General features: G+C 60.8%; 15 protein-coding genes. 5 read left to right on the top strand and 10 right to left on the bottom strand.

Annotated features, from left to right (window positions below; genetic code table 11):
• The first annotated feature begins 71 nt into the window (after nucleotides 1-71).
• Nucleotides 72-1,280: an aminopeptidase P family protein gene (locus tag Q0X85_RS06965; RefSeq protein ID WP_297770832.1), complete on the top strand. Its 1,209-nt coding sequence runs from the start codon at nucleotides 72-74 to the stop codon at nucleotides 1,278-1,280.
• A 77-nt stretch (nucleotides 1,281-1,357) separates the two neighbouring features.
• Here the strand turns inward: Q0X85_RS06965 and Q0X85_RS06960 are convergent, their stop codons facing one another.
• The 3 genes from Q0X85_RS06960 to secA all read right to left on the bottom strand — a co-directional run bounded on the left by Q0X85_RS06960 (nucleotide 1,358) and on the right by secA (nucleotide 6,713).
• Nucleotides 1,358-2,917: a phosphate ABC transporter substrate-binding/OmpA family protein gene (locus Q0X85_RS06960; RefSeq protein ID WP_297770828.1), complete on the bottom strand. Its 1,560-nt coding sequence runs from the start codon at nucleotides 2,915-2,917 to the stop codon at nucleotides 1,358-1,360.
• A gap of 25 nt (nucleotides 2,918-2,942) precedes the next feature.
• The gene (locus Q0X85_RS06955; RefSeq protein ID WP_297770825.1) at nucleotides 2,943-3,923 is read right to left on the bottom strand and encodes a hypothetical protein; all 981 of its coding nucleotides are present in this window, start codon (nucleotides 3,921-3,923) and stop codon (nucleotides 2,943-2,945) included.
• Between the two features lie 93 nt (nucleotides 3,924-4,016).
• The gene (gene secA, locus Q0X85_RS06950) at nucleotides 4,017-6,713 is read right to left on the bottom strand and encodes a preprotein translocase subunit SecA (RefSeq protein ID WP_297770823.1); all 2,697 of its coding nucleotides are present in this window, start codon (nucleotides 6,711-6,713) and stop codon (nucleotides 4,017-4,019) included.
• A gap of 191 nt (nucleotides 6,714-6,904) precedes the next feature.
• On the opposite strand from secA, the gene Q0X85_RS06945 reads away from it, so the two are divergent.
• Genes Q0X85_RS06945 through mutT form a run of 3 tightly spaced genes read left to right on the top strand, consistent with a single transcriptional unit; the run spans nucleotide 6,905 to nucleotide 9,384 of the window.
• Entirely contained in the window at nucleotides 6,905-7,756 is an 852-nt protein-coding gene (locus Q0X85_RS06945) for a peptidylprolyl isomerase (protein ID WP_297770820.1), read from the top strand.
• Between the two features lie 3 nt (nucleotides 7,757-7,759).
• Complete coding sequence (argJ, locus tag Q0X85_RS06940) at nucleotides 7,760-8,989, top strand: bifunctional glutamate N-acetyltransferase/amino-acid acetyltransferase ArgJ (protein ID WP_297770817.1); 1,230 nt, start codon at nucleotides 7,760-7,762, stop codon at nucleotides 8,987-8,989.
• Nucleotides 8,986-9,384: an 8-oxo-dGTP diphosphatase MutT gene (mutT, locus tag Q0X85_RS06935; protein ID WP_297770814.1), complete on the top strand. Its 399-nt coding sequence runs from the start codon at nucleotides 8,986-8,988 to the stop codon at nucleotides 9,382-9,384. The genes argJ and mutT overlap by 4 nt, the downstream gene beginning before the upstream one ends.
• Before the next feature lie 319 nt (nucleotides 9,385-9,703).
• On the opposite strand, the gene Q0X85_RS06930 is transcribed toward mutT, so the two are convergent.
• From Q0X85_RS06930 to ectA, 4 genes are all read right to left on the bottom strand, one after another.
• Nucleotides 9,704-11,140: an aspartate kinase gene (locus Q0X85_RS06930; protein WP_297770811.1), complete on the bottom strand. Its 1,437-nt coding sequence runs from the start codon at nucleotides 11,138-11,140 to the stop codon at nucleotides 9,704-9,706.
• A gap of 36 nt (nucleotides 11,141-11,176) precedes the next feature.
• The gene (locus Q0X85_RS06925; RefSeq protein WP_050662811.1) at nucleotides 11,177-11,569 is read right to left on the bottom strand and encodes an ectoine synthase; all 393 of its coding nucleotides are present in this window, start codon (nucleotides 11,567-11,569) and stop codon (nucleotides 11,177-11,179) included.
• Between the two features lie 5 nt (nucleotides 11,570-11,574).
• A complete protein-coding gene (ectB, locus tag Q0X85_RS06920; protein ID WP_297770807.1) occupies nucleotides 11,575-12,855 on the bottom strand; it encodes a diaminobutyrate--2-oxoglutarate transaminase in 1,281 nt (426 codons plus the stop codon).
• Between the two features lie 62 nt (nucleotides 12,856-12,917).
• On the bottom strand, nucleotides 12,918-13,436 hold the full coding sequence (gene ectA / locus Q0X85_RS06915) for a diaminobutyrate acetyltransferase (RefSeq protein WP_297770805.1): 519 nt from the start codon (nucleotides 13,434-13,436) through the stop codon (nucleotides 12,918-12,920).
• Between the two features lie 248 nt (nucleotides 13,437-13,684).
• On the opposite strand from ectA, the gene Q0X85_RS06910 reads away from it, so the two are divergent.
• On the top strand, nucleotides 13,685-14,161 hold the full coding sequence (locus tag Q0X85_RS06910) for a MarR family transcriptional regulator (RefSeq protein ID WP_297770802.1): 477 nt from the start codon (nucleotides 13,685-13,687) through the stop codon (nucleotides 14,159-14,161).
• Between the two features lie 64 nt (nucleotides 14,162-14,225).
• Here the strand turns inward: Q0X85_RS06910 and Q0X85_RS06905 are convergent, their stop codons facing one another.
• The 3 genes from Q0X85_RS06905 to Q0X85_RS06895 form a co-directional block, all read right to left on the bottom strand.
• Nucleotides 14,226-14,567 (bottom strand): DUF2853 family protein, encoded by a 342-nt coding sequence (locus tag Q0X85_RS06905; protein WP_297770799.1) that lies wholly within the window; start codon nucleotides 14,565-14,567, stop codon nucleotides 14,226-14,228.
• Between the two features lie 201 nt (nucleotides 14,568-14,768).
• Nucleotides 14,769-16,157, bottom strand: coding sequence for an adenosylhomocysteinase (gene ahcY / locus Q0X85_RS06900; protein WP_297770796.1), 1,389 nt, complete (start codon nucleotides 16,155-16,157; stop codon nucleotides 14,769-14,771).
• A 71-nt stretch (nucleotides 16,158-16,228) separates the two neighbouring features.
• Nucleotides 16,229-16,543, bottom strand: a complete 315-nt coding sequence (locus Q0X85_RS06895) for a hypothetical protein (RefSeq protein ID WP_297770793.1) — start codon at nucleotides 16,541-16,543, stop codon at nucleotides 16,229-16,231.
• Nucleotides 16,544-16,746 lie beyond the last annotated feature (203 nt).

Here is a 16,746-nt window from a genome sequence, read left to right as displayed (position 1 = left end):
TGGCGTCGCCCCAACGTTGCCTTTCCCAACAGTCCTGAACGCCGGGACCTTCTTTTGCAAGGAGGGTCACTATGACTGCACGTCCAGACTTTTACCATTTCCACAACGGCGAAAAGGCCCCGCTGCCCTTTGCCGTCCCGGAATACGAGGCGCGGGTCGCGGGCCTGCGCGCGCTCATGGAGGAGGCGGGGGCCAGCGCCGTTGTCCTCACCTCGATGCACAACATCGCCTATTACTCGGGCTTTCTCTATTGTTCCTTCGGTCGTCCCTATGGCCTTGTCGTGACCGAAACCGCCTGCGTCACGATCAGCGCGGGCATCGACGCGGGGCAACCGTGGCGGCGCTCGTTCTGCGACAACATCACCTATACCGACTGGCAGCGCGACAATTTCTGGCGCGCGGTGCGCGAGGTCGCAGGCGAGGGCGGCGTCATCGGCTACGAGGGCGATCACCTGACGCTGATGCAGCGCGACAGGCTGGAGGATTTCCTCAAGCCGCTGACGATGGTGGACGTGGCCCCCGCCACAATGCGCCAGCGGATGCGCAAATCCGAGGCTGAAATTGCCCTGATCCGGTCCTGCGCGCAGGTGGCGGACGTCGGTGGCTATGCCATCCGCGACGCCGTTAAAATCGGGGCGCGCGAGATCGACGTCGCCATGGCGGGGCGCGATGCGATGGAAATGGAGATCGCACGACGTTTCCCCGACGCTGAATATCGCGACACATGGGTATGGTTCCAGTCCGGCATCAACACCGACGGCGCGCATAACCCGGTGACGGCGCGCGCCATCAAACGCGGCGACATCCTGTCGCTCAATGCCTTCCCGATGGTCTCGGGCTATTACGTGGCGCTGGAACGCACCATGTTCGCCGGAGAGGTGGACGCGGCCAGCCGAGCGATCTGGGAGGCGAATGTCGCCGCCCATGAATACGGCATGTCGCTCTTGGAGCCGGGCGTGAGTTGCGCCGAGGTCACGCACAAGATCAATGCATTCCTCAATGACCGCGACCTGCTGCAATACCGCACCTTCGGCTATGGCCACAGCTTTGGCATTCTCAGCCATTACTATGGCCGCGAGGCGGGGCTGGAACTGCGCGAGGATATCGACACGGTGCTGGAGCCGGGCATGGTGATCTCGATGGAGCCGATGCTGACGCTTGGCGCGGATCAGCCCGGCGCGGGCGGCTACCGCGAGCACGACATTCTCGTGATCACCCAAGACGGCAACGAGAACATCACCGGCTATCCCTACGGCACGGATTTCAACGTCGTCGGTTAGCGCCTGTCGCACTTGTTGAGAGCGCGGCCGCTCCGGGTCATGCCCGGGGCGGTCTTTCCAGCGCGACGCAACACATACTAGCGCACCCAGACCTCGACTCGACGGTTCACCTGCCGCCCCCACGCTGTATCGTCACAGGCCATCGGCATCGCCTCGCCAAAGGCTTCTGCTTCAAGTCCGATCCGATCGAGATTCGCTGTTTCTGCGGCCCGCACCACGGCGCGTTGCACGGTTTCCGCCCGTCGCAAGGCAATCTCGCGATTGGCGTTGGCCGCCCCCTCACCATCCGAGAAACCGACAAAAACCAGACGCCGCGCATCATAGAGCCCTAGCTCCATCGCACGCGCCAATTGCTCGGCATTGGACCGGGATTGAGCATCAAGCCTGACGGACCCGGTCTCGAATCGAAATGTCGTGGTAAGCCGCTTGAGTGGCGACAAAACCTGCACCATGCGTTGTAACTCCGTCAGCCCAAGTTCCTCGCCGGCCTGCGCAATGGCATTGGCAAAGCGATCACCCTGCGCATTGATCTCGATTTCTTCCGGGGTTTGATCCACAAACCCGGCGCGCCGAATGACCAGCTGCGCCGAGGGGTCGCGCAGATAGGTCAGAAATTCACGCCCAAGCTTGGGAAACCGCCGCGCCGGGAGATATAGAAAAAGCGGTGCAGTCAGCGGGTAATCCTCGGTCTTGACCGCCCTGCGGGTCGCACGCAGGGCAAAGCCGCATTGCCCCGTCAGGGCCAGTTCCCACGTATTGCCCTGTTCGGAGCGCGTGGTCAGGCCCAACGCGAACGGATCCCGCGCCACCGCTTCGGCAAAGGCGGCGCCATCTTTGTGCCGCACCACCTTTTCGAGCAACTCCCGACCGTCCGGCACGAGGACCTGATCGACACTCGCCTGCCCGATGCCGGTACTCGCCTCCCAAAGATGCACATCGACAGGCGCGTCGGGGCCGCCAAGTCTCGACCAATTGGTAATCTCACCCGCCAGAACCCGCGACAACTCTCGCAGGCTGATGCCCTGTACCGGATTGCTAGGCGCGACCACCGGTATGAGGGCATCAAGCGCGAGGACGCGCGCACGGCCCGGTGCGGTCAGATCACCCAGCCCCGCGTCACGGGCGCGCTCCACCTCGTCGCGGCGCGCCTCACGCAACGTCATGGCGATGTCGGCCTCATTGGCCAGCAGATCAGCAAAGCCCTCGTCTGTATTTGTCAGACGAAAGATGAACTCGCCAATGAGATCGCTATCCACACCACCCGAGATCGCATAGCGTGTCTCCTGCGGGCTCAATTGTTCGCGAGTCACCTCGTAGTCGCCGCGTATCGCGAACGCTTCGATCAGTGCAGGCATCAGAACGCGCCCGATCGTAGGTGCCCCTGAAAACACCATCCGTGCGACGTAATTTTCAAGGTTGGGACATCCGGGGCCATCGCAGGCCACACCAGAGCCATCGACGGTCAACTCGCCATAGATCGTGTCGACGCGGTAAAATTCGCCGTCAAACCCGAGAAGGTTGCCGGAAATCTCGACACTCCCGTCATGCGACCGCAACGTGACGTCCTGTGCCGCCGCCAGCCCCGGCATCATCCAAAATGAAAGTGCGGCGATTATCGCCGCACGTAGTCCTGCCATCAGTTGTCCCCCGAATGACGCGCGTCTAGTTGCGCGCGATCTTCAGGTCATTGAACAGGTTTTTCAACACCAGAAAGTCACCCAAGCCCTCGCAATCGGGCATTGCCAGCACAATATCTTGCACCTTTGGCGCTGCGTCTGTGGTGACGGCAATGGACTGGGCCTCAAGATCGCGTCCGCAATTGGCTGTCGTAATCTCGGCCTCGACCCTGACATCGACGGTGCCCGCACGGGGGGCTGTGCCTGTGGGAAAGGTATAGACTTCGGCCATCAACGCCTGATCCATTTCCTGCTCTCCCAACCGCGTGAGAAAGCCGCCCTCGCCAGAAGCCGCGCGCGCCATGTCGTGGCCCGTCTCGGCCCAGACATGCCCATCCTCGCCAAATCCGGCGTCATATTCCAGGGCGTGCACATGCAGCCCTGCGGCCCCGCGCCACTGAACGACATAACGATCGTAAAGTGAGAGGGTATCGACATTCGCAGTGGCAATCGCCCCGTCGCCCTCGTCGAACGATGCGATAAACACCGCCTGCTCTGCCAGCGCGGGGACGGACAGCGTGCTCTGACCCTGTTCATCCGTGACTGCGGTGAACATCATACCGTTGTGATGCAGAGTATAGCGCGTATTGATCATGCAGGGCGCATCCAGCGTCACCTTGACCATTGCAGCAGCCAGGGGAGTGGCTTGCATCTCGAAGTCGCAGACAAAGCTGGGGGCCGCCTCTTCCTGGGGCAACACCTCGTCCAGCGGCTCGTCCTTGGCCACGGCAAGTTTTACCGGCTCGGCGGGCAGGACCGCAGGCTCCGGTGCGGTCAACGGGGGCACCACCTCGGCCGATGTCAGCTTGATCTGCCGGATTTCGACCGGGCGCTCCAGAGTCGGCAACTGACCGACCATTGCCGCGCTCTGAACGGGTGCGGTCGCACCGGCCTGCATGAAATAGCCTATTCCCATCGCACAGGCGAGCGTGGCACCTGCGGTGATATAACGTCTGGCGTTTGCCATTGCACTCTCCTGACTGGTCAACAATCAGGGATGGTCTAACGTGCAAAAATGGCCCCCTTGTGGCGCCGAATTGGTGTCATTCGGGCGTTCAGGTCACGCCAGCCGCCCGTGGCAATGCTTGAATTTCTTGCCAGAGCCACAGGGGCACTGGTCGTTGCGGCCCGGATTTCCCCAGCTTGCGGGATCAGCTTCATTGAATCCCGATGCCGCCGTTTCCGGCGTCTCGGCGGGTGTGCCGGTATCCGCCTCGGCCATCATCGCAGCGCGTTGCTCGGCCATTTCCTGCATGAGTCGCTGCTGCTCTTCTTCGGTCATCGGACGGATCTGCGAGAGTTTCTGCGTCACATCCATACGCAAGCTGTCGAGCATGTTCTCGAATAGCTGGAACGCCTCGTTCTTGTATTCGTTGAGCGGGTCGCGTTGTGCGTAGCCGCGAAAGCCCACAACACTGCGCAAATGCTCCAGTGTCAGAAGGTGCTCGCGCCATTTGCCGTCGATGGTTTGCAAGAGGATCTGCTTTTCGATCATCCGCATGCTGTCGGCACCAAATTGTGCCGCCTTGGCCGCCATCATCTCGTCAGCGGCCTTTTCCAGCCGTTCAATGATCTCGTCGTCGTCCACGCCTTCCTCGGCGGCCCAGTCGATCACCGGCAAGTCCATGCTCAGCTTTTCGATCACGGCGGCATAGAGACCCTGAGTGTCCCACTGGTCGGCATATGTCTTGGGCGGCATGTACTGATCGACCAGATCGTCGATCACCTCGCCGCGCATGTCCTTGACGATCTCGCTCAGATCCTGGGCCTTCATGATGTCGAGACGCTGCTTGAAGATCACCTTGCGCTGCTCGTTCATCACATCGTCGAATTTCAAGAGCTGCTTGCGGATGTCAAAGTTTCGCGCTTCGACTTTGGCCTGCGCGCGCTCAAGGCTCTTGTTGACCCAAGGGTGAATGATCGCCTCGCCTTCCTTCATCCCGAGCGTCGCAAGCACCTTTTCCAACCGCTCGCTGCCAAAGATGCGCATCAAGTCATCTTCGAGGCTCAAAAAGAAGGCCGATTTGCCGGGGTCGCCCTGACGGCCTGAACGACCGCGCAGCTGGTTGTCGATGCGGCGGCTCTCGTGGCGTTCTGTGGCGAGCACGAACAGACCACCTGCGGCCTTGACGGCCTCTTCGTCCGCGTCATGGTCCGCCTCGATACGCTTGCGAATCTCTTCGGGGTCGCCCTCGGGATCAGCCGCAATCGCCTCCATGATCTGAAAGTCCACATTGCCGCCCAGCTTGATGTCGGTCCCGCGCCCGGCCATGTTGGTGGCGATGGTCACGGCGCCCAGCTTGCCGGCGTCCGCGATGATCTGCGCCTCTTTCTCATGCTGCCGCGCATTCAGGACATTATGCGGGATACCGGCCTCGGTCAGCAAATTGCTCAGCATCTCGGATTTCTCGATAGACGTGGTCCCGACCAGTGTCGGCTGACCCTTGCCATGCGCATCGCGAATGGCGTCGACGATGGCGTCGAATTTCTCGCGCGCCGTGCGATAGACAGCATCATCCTTGTCGATCCGCGCAATCGGTCGGTTGGTCGGCACCTCGACCACACCGAGCCCATAGATTTCGGCAAATTCCTCGGCTTCTGTCACGGCAGTGCCGGTCATGCCCGAGAGCGTGTCGTACAGGCGGAAATAATTCTGGAACGTCACCTGCGCGAGGGTCACGTTCTCGGGTTGGATCGCGCAGCCCTCCTTGGCTTCGATCGCCTGGTGGAGACCCTCGGACAGCCGCCGCCCGGACATCATACGCCCAGTGAACTCGTCGATCAGGACAACTTCGCCGCCGCGTACGATATAGTCCTTGTCCTTGTGAAACAGCTTGTGCGCACGCAGACCCTGATTGACGTGATGCACGATGGTCGTGCTCTCGGGATCATAGAGCGATTGGCCTTCGGGCAACACACCACGCGCGAGCAGCAATTCTTCCAGAAACTCGTTGCCCTCATCGGTGAAGGTCACGTTGCGGGTCTTTTCGTCAATCGTGTAGTGATCTTCCTGCAATTCGGGAATCAGCGCGTCGATCGACTGATACAGATCGCTCCGGTCCTGACTGGGGCCGGAAATGATCAGGGGCGTGCGCGCCTCGTCGATCAGGATGCTGTCCACCTCGTCCACGACCGCGAAATTGTGGCCGCGCTGGTTCATCTCCTCGAGTGAGGATTTCATGTTGTCGCGCAAATAATCGAAGCCGAGCTCGTTGTTTGTGGCATAGGTCACGTCAGCGGCATAAGCGGCCTTTTTTTCGGCCTCGGGCTGTTGCGGATAGACGACACCCGTGGTCATGCCCAGCGCGCCAAAGACCTTGCCCATCCATTCGGCATCCCGGCGCGCGAGATAATCATTGACCGTGACGACATGCACGCCCTTGCCCGTCAGCGCATTGAGATAGCATGGCAAGGTCGCAACAAGCGTCTTGCCCTCACCGGTCTTCATCTCAGAGATATTGCCCTGATGCAGAAAGATGCCGCCCATCAACTGCACGTCGAACGCCCGCAGGCCAAGCGCCCGGCGCGCAGCCTCGCGGCAATTCGCGAACGCTTCCGGCAGGATCGAATCGAGGCTTTCGCCCCCGGCAATCCGGTTGCGGAAATCGTTGGTCCTGTCGATCAGCGCCTGATCGCTCAGCGCCTCATATTCAGGTTCAAGCGCATTGATCCTGGCAATCATCTGGCGCGTCGCCTTGATCTTACGGTCATTCGGGGTGCCGAAGATCTTTTTGGCGACCGATCCAATACCCAACATGTTTTATCCGTTCCGGTGTTTTGACTATCCGTGACAGGCAACCGCTTGCCCCGCTTGCCCCGTCACCCTAAAACGGGCGCAAGACGGCGGTTCCGCCTTGGCCTCATGGCGATGTAAGGGGCCGCCGGTAGAGTGTCAACGCCACGCGCCCGCGCACCCGTGCGCCGCGCGCCACACCAAAGGATGAATTCATGCTCCGTCATATGCTCTCGAACGCCGCGCTGATCGCCGGTCTCGCCATCTCTGCGCCGGCAATCGCTCAGGACACCCCCACAGCCGACACGGTAATGGCGACCGTGGGCGACACCGAGATCACCCTTGGCCACATGCTTTCACTGCGCGCAGGCCTGCCCCAACAGTACGATCAGGTGCCGCCCGAGACGCTATTCACCGGCGTTCTGAACCAGCTTGTTCAACAAGAGCTGCTGATGCAGGCGCATGATGGTGAAATGTCCACGGCGGCAGCCCGGCGGCTGGAGAACGAACGCCGTGCCGTGCTTGCGGCGGATGTGGCCGAAGAGGTGGTCAACGCTGAAATGACCGATGAGCGACTGCAAGAAGCCTATGAGACTCAATATGCCGATGCCGATGCGGGCACCGAGTACAAGGCCGCGCATATTCTGGTCGAGACCGAGGAAGACGCCCTCAAACTCGTGGAAGAGCTGGAGAACGGCGGCAATTTCACCGCCCTCGCGCAAGAGCACTCCACAGGCCCTTCCGGCCCGTCGGGCGGTGATCTGGGTTGGTTTGGCGATGGCGTCATGGTGCCCGAGTTCTCTGAAGCCGTGACCACCCTCGAGGTTGGCGCGATCTCGGCTCCGGTGCAGACGCAATTTGGCTGGCACGTGATCAAGCTGAACGAGACCCGGGTGAAAGAGCGCCCAAGTCTTGATGAGGTGCGCCAAGACCTTCTGGCCGAGCTTCGCCAAGCGGCAATCGACGCCTATATCGCAGATCTTCGCAGTGCGACCACGGTCGATCAGGCAGATACCAGCGCCTTCGATCCCGCACTGATCAACCAAACCGACTTGCTGGAGAACTGAGCCATGGGCGCCAAACCGCCGCTTTCCCCGCTGGCCCCGGCGGGCTTTCCCGCACTGCCCGAGATCGCCGGGGTGAGCTTTGCCACCACGGCGGCGGGGGTGCGCTACAAGGACCGTACCGACGTGATGCTGGCAGCCCTCGCGCCGGGAACTGCGGTAGCAGGGGTGTTCACCCGCTCTGCCACGCGCTCGGCGGCGGTGTTGGATTGCCAGGAAAAAATCGGCGGCGTGGCGTCGGGCGGGGCCGCGATCCTGGTCAATTCCGGCAATGCCAACGCCTTTACCGGGCGGCGCGGGGCCGAGTCGGTCGAGGCCGTCACTGGCGCCGTGGCCGAAACGCTTGGCATTTCGGCCGCCCGTGTCTTTTCCTCGTCGACCGGCGTCATCGGCGAGCCGCTAGCGCATGACCGCATCACCGCCTGCCTCGCTGATCTCAAATCCGCGCTCTCGCCGCAGGCCATCGAGACGGCGGCGCATGCGATCATGACGACCGATACCTTTCCCAAGGGATCGGGCACCACGATCACGGTCGATGGTCAGCCGGTGCACATAGCAGGCATCGCCAAAGGCTCGGGGATGATTGCGCCCGACATGGCGACGATGCTGGTCTATATTTTCACAGATGCGGCGATGGATCAGGGCATCCTGCAAGACATGGTCAGCGCGCTCAACCGCACGACGTTCAACTGCATCACCGTGGACAGTGATACTTCGACCTCCGACACTCTTTTGGTCGCGGCGACCGGCGCCTCTGGCATTCGAGTGACCGAAAACAGCGTCGGTTTCATGGAGGGGCTGCGCCGGGTCATGCTCGATCTGGCGCATCAGGTGGTGCGGGATGGTGAGGGCGCGACGAAATTCGTCGAGATTTCAGTCACCGGCGCCGCCTCGGACGCAGAGGCGCATATCCACGCCAAGTCCATCGCCAATTCGCCGCTGATCAAGACGGCAGTGGCGGGCGAAGACCCGAATTGGGGGCGCGTGGTTATGGCCGTGGGCAAGTCCGGCGCGCGGGCCGATCGCGACCGGCTATCTATCTGGTTCGGCGATCTGGAAGTGGCGCGCGAGGGCTTTGTCAGCCCCGACTATGACGAGGCGCGCGCGGCGGCCTACATGAAAAACGAAGAGATTGTCATTCATGTCGATCTGGGCCTGGGCGGCGGCACCGCGCGTGTCTGGACATGTGACCTGACCCACGGCTATATCGACATCAACGCGGATTACCGGTCGTGAAAACAGTTCTGGTTTCGGCGGTCGCGCTCATCGACGTCGATGGGCGCATCCTGCTCACGCAGCGCCCCGAGGGCAAATCCATGGCCGGGCTGTGGGAGTTTCCGGGCGGCAAGGTCGAGCCGGGCGAGACCCCCGAACACGCCCTGATCCGCGAATTGCAGGAAGAGTTGGGTATCGACACATGGGCCAGCTGTCTGGCCCCTTTGACGTTCGCCAGCCATTCCTACGAAGATTTTCACCTGCTGATGCCTCTCTTTGCCTGCCGCAAATGGCAAGGCATTCCGCAGGGCCAAGAGGGCCAGGCTCTTAAATGGGTCCGCGCGGGCGATTTGAGATCATACCCCATGCCCCCGGCCGATCGTCCATTGATTCCGATCCTGAGGGACTGGCTATAGTTGAGCCATCTGAGATTGCGCTCGACCTCTCGGCAACGCACCCAGTCTTTGCTCTTCGTGTCAACGCAGACACCACAGGACGAAAACCCCGAACGGAGGATGTCGACCAAACCTGACCGACACCCTCCGTTACCCCACGTGCTCCCTACGCACCACACGTGTAACTGACTGGGTCTCGGCCATCCTGGCCCTGACCCCTTGACCATACACAAAAAGCGCGGCGCCCCCAAACGAAGAGTGCCGCGCATTCGGTTCAAATTGTCATATGCCGACTGACACATCTCCTTGTCATCATCCGGCTTGACCGGATGATCCCGCGTCAGGCGGCCTGCTTAGGGACTTGGGCCACCTTGCCCTCGATCAGCACCCGGTGCAGTGCGGTGATGCCCGGCTCCAGATCCGCCGAGGGGAGCACGAATTGCACGTCCACGCCACGTGGTGTCTGATGCGCGGCGATCACCTCGATGCCCGCATCCTCCAGCGCCGCCAAACCCCGGCTCAGCACCTTGAGCCCGCTCAGGTCGCGGCCGATGGGCGAGACCAGCGACAATGTGCGCGCCGAGACGGTGGCCGATGTGAACTGCTCTTCCAGATCGCGCGCCACGCGGCGCACCGTCTTGAGCGAGGCATGCACGTAATGCGTGATCGTGTTGGCGTTCGAGGTCTTGGAAACGATCCAGACATTGTGCCGTTTGAGCGCCTCGAGAATGGCCGCGTCATAGCCTTTGACGCCGACCATGTCCTGTTCGAACAGCTCCAATGCCACGACCTTGAGGCCGGTCACGATCTCTACATTGGCCTCCTTGGCGGGCTGATCGTCGATCAGCGTGCCGGGATCGCCGGGATCAAAGGCGTTGGTCACGCGCAGCGGCACCTCGGCCTGACGCAGGGTCTTGGCGGCCTTGGGATGGATCGCCTCCATCCCCAGGTTCGAGAGCTGATCGGCGACGTCGTAATTGGTGTGCCCCAGCTTGCGCACAGCGTCCTCTCCGACAAGGTTGGGATCGGCAGAAGACAGGTGGAATTCCTTGTGGATGATCGCCTCTGACGCGCTCGTATAGGCGGCGATGCGGGCGAAGGTAACCTCGGAGTAGCCCCGGTCAAATTCGCGCATCAGCCCTTCGGTGCATTGCGCATAGCCGGTGATAATGGGCATTTCGCTGGCGAGGTCCACATCGTTCAAGCCCTGCGCGATACGCTCCGAGAGGGTATGCTCAGTCTCGTCGCGCCAGCCACTGAGGTCAATGAAGCGCGCGTTGACGCCTGCGCGCTGCAACAACAGCGTGGTCACAAAAGCGGAGTGCGCCTCGCCCAGCCCCGAGAGCAATTCGCGGATGACCAGCATGTGATCGCTGAGGCGGAAATGCCCGTAAGAGCACAGCCGCTGCAGGTCAAACAGACACGAGCGCGCGCCCTCGATCCGCTCGCGCACGAACTCATCCGCCATGCTGCGGTCGCCGGGATGGTCCAGGATATCGCCATGCGCCTCGGTCATCGCGCGGCCCGCCTCTGTGAGCGCATCAAGCCAACCATGATCGTCATCGTCATTGGCAAACAATCCATACACCCCCGGCGTGCCGGATTTCTTGTGCTCCAGCAGCTTGTTGGTGATCCCGCCAAAGGCCGAGACGACGAAGGCGCGATGATAGAGCGCCTCGCCCTCGCGATCCCCGATGAAGAGCGTGTCCAGCAATTCAGCCACACGGCTCATGGATGTGCCGCCGATTTTCTCGACGGTATGGGTTGGAAATGTCATATCCCTCTTCCCGGGGGGCGCACCCCCGAGCCTTTGTTAGCTGTCTTCCAGCGCGTAAGAGCCATCGGCCTGATGCACTTCCTTGCCGGTCACCGGCGGGTTGAAGCAGCAAGCCATAACTAGCTCTTCCTCAGCGCGCAGAATGTGGCGATCATGCTTGTCGAGCGCGTACATCACGCCGGGCTTGATCTCATGCGTCTCGCCGGTGGCGATATCGGTGATCGAGCCCTTGCCCTGCATGCAATAGACGCTCTCGAAGTGGTTCTTGTACTCGAACGTGTGCTCCGATCCCGGCTCCAGAAAGGTGATGTGGAACGAAAACCCCATCCCGTCATCGGCCAGCAGCATCCGCACGCTCGACCATTGTGCATCCGAGACGACCCGGTTGCGCTCTTCCTCGATGATCTTGTTGAAGTCTCTGACGATCATTCGTGTTACTCCGCTGCGTATTTGGTTGTGGCCGTCACGTCGCGCGCGGCCTCGGTGAGAATGTCCAGCCCCTTGGCAAAGGTGGCTTCGGGCGTGGTGAGCGGGGCCAGAACCTTGACCACCTCGTCATGCGCGCCCGAGGTCTCGATGATGAGACCTTTTTCAAAGGCCCGCGCGCAAATCTCGCCCGCCAGATCGCCATTGCCGACATCGACGCCCCGCATCATGCCGCGGCCCTTGAGCCGTGCACCGGGGATGTTGTCGGCGATCTGCTCCAGCGCCTCGCGCAGCATCTCGGCCTTGGTCGCGATTTCCTTCTGGAAGGTGTCGTCTTTCCAAAACTTCTCCAGCGCGACACGCGCGGTGACGAAAGCATGGGTGTTGCCCCGGAAGGTGCCGTTATGCTCGGCCGGGCCCCAGATGTCATGCTCGGGCTTGATCAGCAGGGCCGCAAACGGCAGGCCCATGCCCGAAAAGCTCTTGGCCATCGGGATAAGATCCGGCTCGATGCCCATCTCTTCGAAGCTGAAGAAGGTGCCGGTGCGGCCACAGCCCGCCTGAATGTCATCGACGATGAACAAGGCGCCATGCTCTTTGGCCAGACGCGCGATACCCTTCATAAAGGCCGTTGACGCGGCATTGAGCCCGCCCTCGCCCTGCACCGGCTCGATTATGAAAGCCGCAGGCGCATCGACACCGCTCGACGGGTTGCCAAGCATTTCCTCGATGACTCGCAAGCTGTCGATGTCCTGACCAAACGCACCCTCGAAGGGCATATGCGTGGTGCCACAAAGGGGTCCGCCGCCTGCCCCGGCGCGTTTGCCGGCATTACCGGTGCACGACAGCGCGCCCATGGTCATGCCGTGAAAGCCGTTGGTGAAGGCAATGATATTCTGACGGCCAGTGACCTTGCGCGCGAGCTTCATCGCCGCCTCGACGGCGTTGGTGCCGGTCGGGCCGGTCATCATCACCTTGTAGTTCATATCGCGCGGGTTGAGGATGATGTCCTCGAACGCGGTCAGGAAGTCTGCCTTGGCATCGCTGTGCATGTCGAGACCATGAGTAATCCCGTCAGCATTGAGATGCTCGATCAGCGCCGCTTTCATGTCCGGGTCGTTGTGCCCATAGTTGAGCGACGAGCACCCGGCGAGAAAGTCGATATAGGTTTTGCCCTCCGCATCAGTCAACTCCGAGCCCTGCGCCTTGACGAAGGACTTGGGAAAGCTGCGGCAATAGCTGCGCGCCTCGGATTCGCGGCGCTCAAATACGGATAGGTCGGCTGACATGTCAGTCGGCATAACGTGTTCCTTTGTGTGATTGAGATACAGGCAACGGCGGGGCCCGAAGATCAGGCCGCCTTTTTGGTCCGTGCCTTCATGGCGATTGTCACCATGTATTCCGTGTCGTGCTGATCATTGAAATGCAGCGACTTCGAAAAATAAGGCGTGCTCGACAGCTCACCGTCGTTTACATCACTGAACTTGCGGAACAGTGCCCAGCTGCCGGGGTTGTCGCGCGTGATGGTGGTCTGCAGCCGGGTTACGCCCTTACAGTTTTCACGCGTCAGCAACCCGCGCAACATCAGAGTGCCCAAGCCGGTGCCGCGCGCCTTTTCGGACACGGCCACCTGCCAAACAAAGAACGTTTCCGGATCGTCGGGCAAGATATAGCCAGACACCCAGCCTACGATTTCGCCGTTCAGCTCTGCAACGATGCAGGTGTCGCGAAAATGATCGCATTGGATCAGGTTGCAGTACATCGAGTTCTCGTCAAGCGGCTTGCAAGCCTGAATCAGCTCCCAGATCGCTGCGCCGTCATCGGACGATGGCTTGCGCAGGGTCGGCAGGACTTTCCGAAACATTTCCATTGCATGTCGCATAGGTTGCGTGACCTCTCTATTTGCTTCGCTTGACTAAATATAACAACCGATCTGAAAAATCAACCGCTCCATCTGAAATATCGCTATATACGCTTACTATGAAAAACTCCCTTATTTTCGCTTCCAAAACGTCCTATATATTTAATTAGCTAACTAAACTATCATGTAGGGGAGAAATCAAATTGCAATTGAGCGGCAGCTTTGCGACCATAACAGCCATCACAAGAGGGGCCCGTATGGACCGCACAGACCAGAGCCTGATCGCCCTGCGCCGCATTCTGAGAGCGACCGAAATCTACGGGCGATCTCTCGCGCGTGCGGCCGGGCTGACAGCAGTGCAATTCCGGGTCCTCCAGATCGTGGCGGATTGGGAGAGTTGCACGGCGACACAAATCGCCCAACAGATGCGCGTCTCCCAAGCGACGGTCACGGCACTTGTCGACAAGCTCGTCAAGCATGGCGTCGTCGTGCGCGAGAAATCGCAGACCGACCGTCGTCAGACCAATATAGTCATCACCGCGGCGGGCCGGGACACGATACGCCGCGCACCTGATGCGCTCCAACAGCGCTATGTGCGCAAGTTCGAGACACTGGAGGATTGGGAGCAGGCTCAGCTCGTGGCCTCACTTGAACGCGTGGCGACAATGCTGGACGCAGAGGATATAGATGCCGCCCCGGTGCTCGATACCGGCGATTTCAGGACTCTCAGTTAAGCGCACACGAAAAACGCCCGCCAGAGAGAGCGGCGGGCGCTATTGGCATACACCGACCCGATAATCAGCCGTAAACAGATTCTTTGCCGAAATGCTTGGTCAGCATGTAATAGACGACCGCGCGATACTTGTTCCGCTCGGATTTTCCGTAGGTCTCAAGCACCTGATTGATCGCATCCATCAGCGCCGGGGTGTCCGCGAGCCCCAGCTTCTTGATCAGGAAATTATTCTTGACCGTCTCCAGCTCATCCGGCTGGCTGCCCGCAACGGTTGAGGCGTCGGCATTGTAGATCGCCGGACCGCACCCAATGGTCACCTTGCTCAGCAGGTCCATATCCGGTTCCATCCCGCATTTGTTGCGCAGATCATCCGCGTACTGGGCGATCAGGTCGTCACGCTTTCCCATAAACATTCTCCCGTAAGTCCGGCAAACAGCCGGCATATCGTTTCACCAAGCCCCACAAAATGACGCTTCTGGCACGATAGCCGCTGCTTTTTGCCATACAAAGGGAAATTTGACAGAAGCCTCCCCGCAGGCGGAAAGATAACAAAACGCCCGCAGGCTGAGGCTGCGGGCGCTTGGTGTTGGTCTTGGTCAGGCAGGCTATCAGTAACGATAATGCTCGGGCTTGAACGGCCCCTCGGGCGTCACCCCGATATAGGCGGCCTGCTCGGCATCCAGTTTGGTCAGCCTCACCCCGATCCGGTCAAGATGCAGGCGCGCCACCTTTTCATCGAGATGCTTAGGCAGAATATAGACCTGATTGTCGTATTGATCGCCTTTGGTCCAGAGTTCGATCTGCGCCAGCACCTGATTGGTAAAGCTGGCGGACATCACAAAGGAGGGGTGCCCGGTGGCATTGCCGAGATTGAGCAAGCGGCCTTCGCTGAGCAGGATCAGCCGATTGCCCGAAGGCATCTCGATCATGTCCACTTGTTCCTTGATGTTTGTCCACTTGTGGTTCTTCAGGCTGGCCACCTGGATCTCGTTGTCGAAATGGCCGATATTGCCAACAATGGCCATGTCCTTCATCGCGCGCATGTGCTCGATCCGGATCACATCCTTGTTGCCGGTGGTGGTGATGAAGATATCGGCAGTCGACACCACATCTTCCAGCAGCACCACCTCGAACCCGTCCATGGCAGCCTGAAGCGCGCAAATCGGATCGACCTCTGTCACCTTGACCCGGGCACCGGCACCGCGCAGCGACGCCGCCGAGCCCTTGCCGACATCGCCGTAGCCCATGACAACGGCCACCTTGCCGGCCATCATCGTGTCGGTGGCGCGGCGGATACCGTCGACGAGGCTTTCCTTGCAGCCGTACTTGTTGTCGAATTTCGACTTGGTCACGGAATCGTTGACGTTGATCGCCGGAAAGGGCAACTGACCCTCGCGCACCAGTTGGTAGAGACGGTTCACACCCGTGGTGGTCTCCTCGGAGACGCCCTGAATCTGGTCCCGGATCTTGGTGAACCAGCCGGGGCTTGCTGCCATCCGCTTCTTGATCTGCGCCTTGATGGCCTCTTCCTCTTCGGATGAGGGCACCGGAATGACATCTTCGCCAGCCTCGGCCCGCGCGCCCAGCAGAACGTAGAGCGTCGCGTCGCCGCCATCGTCGAGGATCATGTTGGGGCCGTCTTCGAACAGGAAGGACTTGTCGAGGTAATCCCAATGCTCTTCCAGCGTCTGCCCCTTGATCGCAAAGACCGGCGTGCCGCCCTCGGCGATCGCGGCCGCAGCGTGATCTTGGGTCGAGAAGATGTTGCACGACGCCCAACGCACGTCCGCCCCAAGCTCCACCAGCGTCTCGATCAGCACGGCGGTCTGGATCGTCATGTGCAGCGAGCCCACAATGCGCGCACCCTTAAGCGGCTTGGCCGCGCCATATTCCGCACGCAGCGCCATCAGCCCCGGCATCTCGGTTTCCGCAATATCCAGTTCCTTGCGCCCGTAAGCGGCCAGGCTGATGTCCTTGACGATATAATCCTTTGCCATCTCGAAGTGGCTCCTTGCATGAGAATTTTGCAAGGCAGATAGCACTCACCCCGTGATTGGGCAACGTGCGATTACCCGGCCACAGCGTCGGGCTGCGTTCTGGTGGCTCCGGTCCAGTTCTGGCCGGTCGCGAGGATGCAGCTCACGCCGTTGGGGCGGGTCACGAAAACCGTGAAACTGCCGCTCTCGTCCGAGGCCCAGACCTCCAGCAATTGTTGCGGGTTTTGCAGCCCGCCACCGGCGGGATGCTCGTTGTATCGGCCTTGCAGCCGTTCGACCAAGGCGTCACGCGGCAGGCAGGTCATCGCCTGCGCCTGCGCGGGCGGCGGCGGGGCGAGGGCGGCGGCCCCAAAGATCATGGCGGTGGAACAAAGACGTTTGAACATGGGGGTTCTCCTTGGATCAGGGGCGCGGATGCGCCGGTGTCATGCCTCAAATCTGGGGGCTGACCGCGCGCGCCGCATTAACAGGCTGCTGAAAAAGTCGGCCCTCGACGCGGTTATGAGAACATGATTCACTTCCGGCATGGCAGCGGCAGCAGGAGGTGGCGATGCGTGGGACGGACGAGGCAAGCGGGTCGCTGTTCAGC

It is taken from the genome of uncultured Roseovarius sp. (assembly GCF_947259555.1).
GTDB lineage: Bacteria > Pseudomonadota > Alphaproteobacteria > Rhodobacterales > Rhodobacteraceae > Roseovarius.
This window is presented reverse-complemented; position numbering and strand designations above follow the sequence as displayed.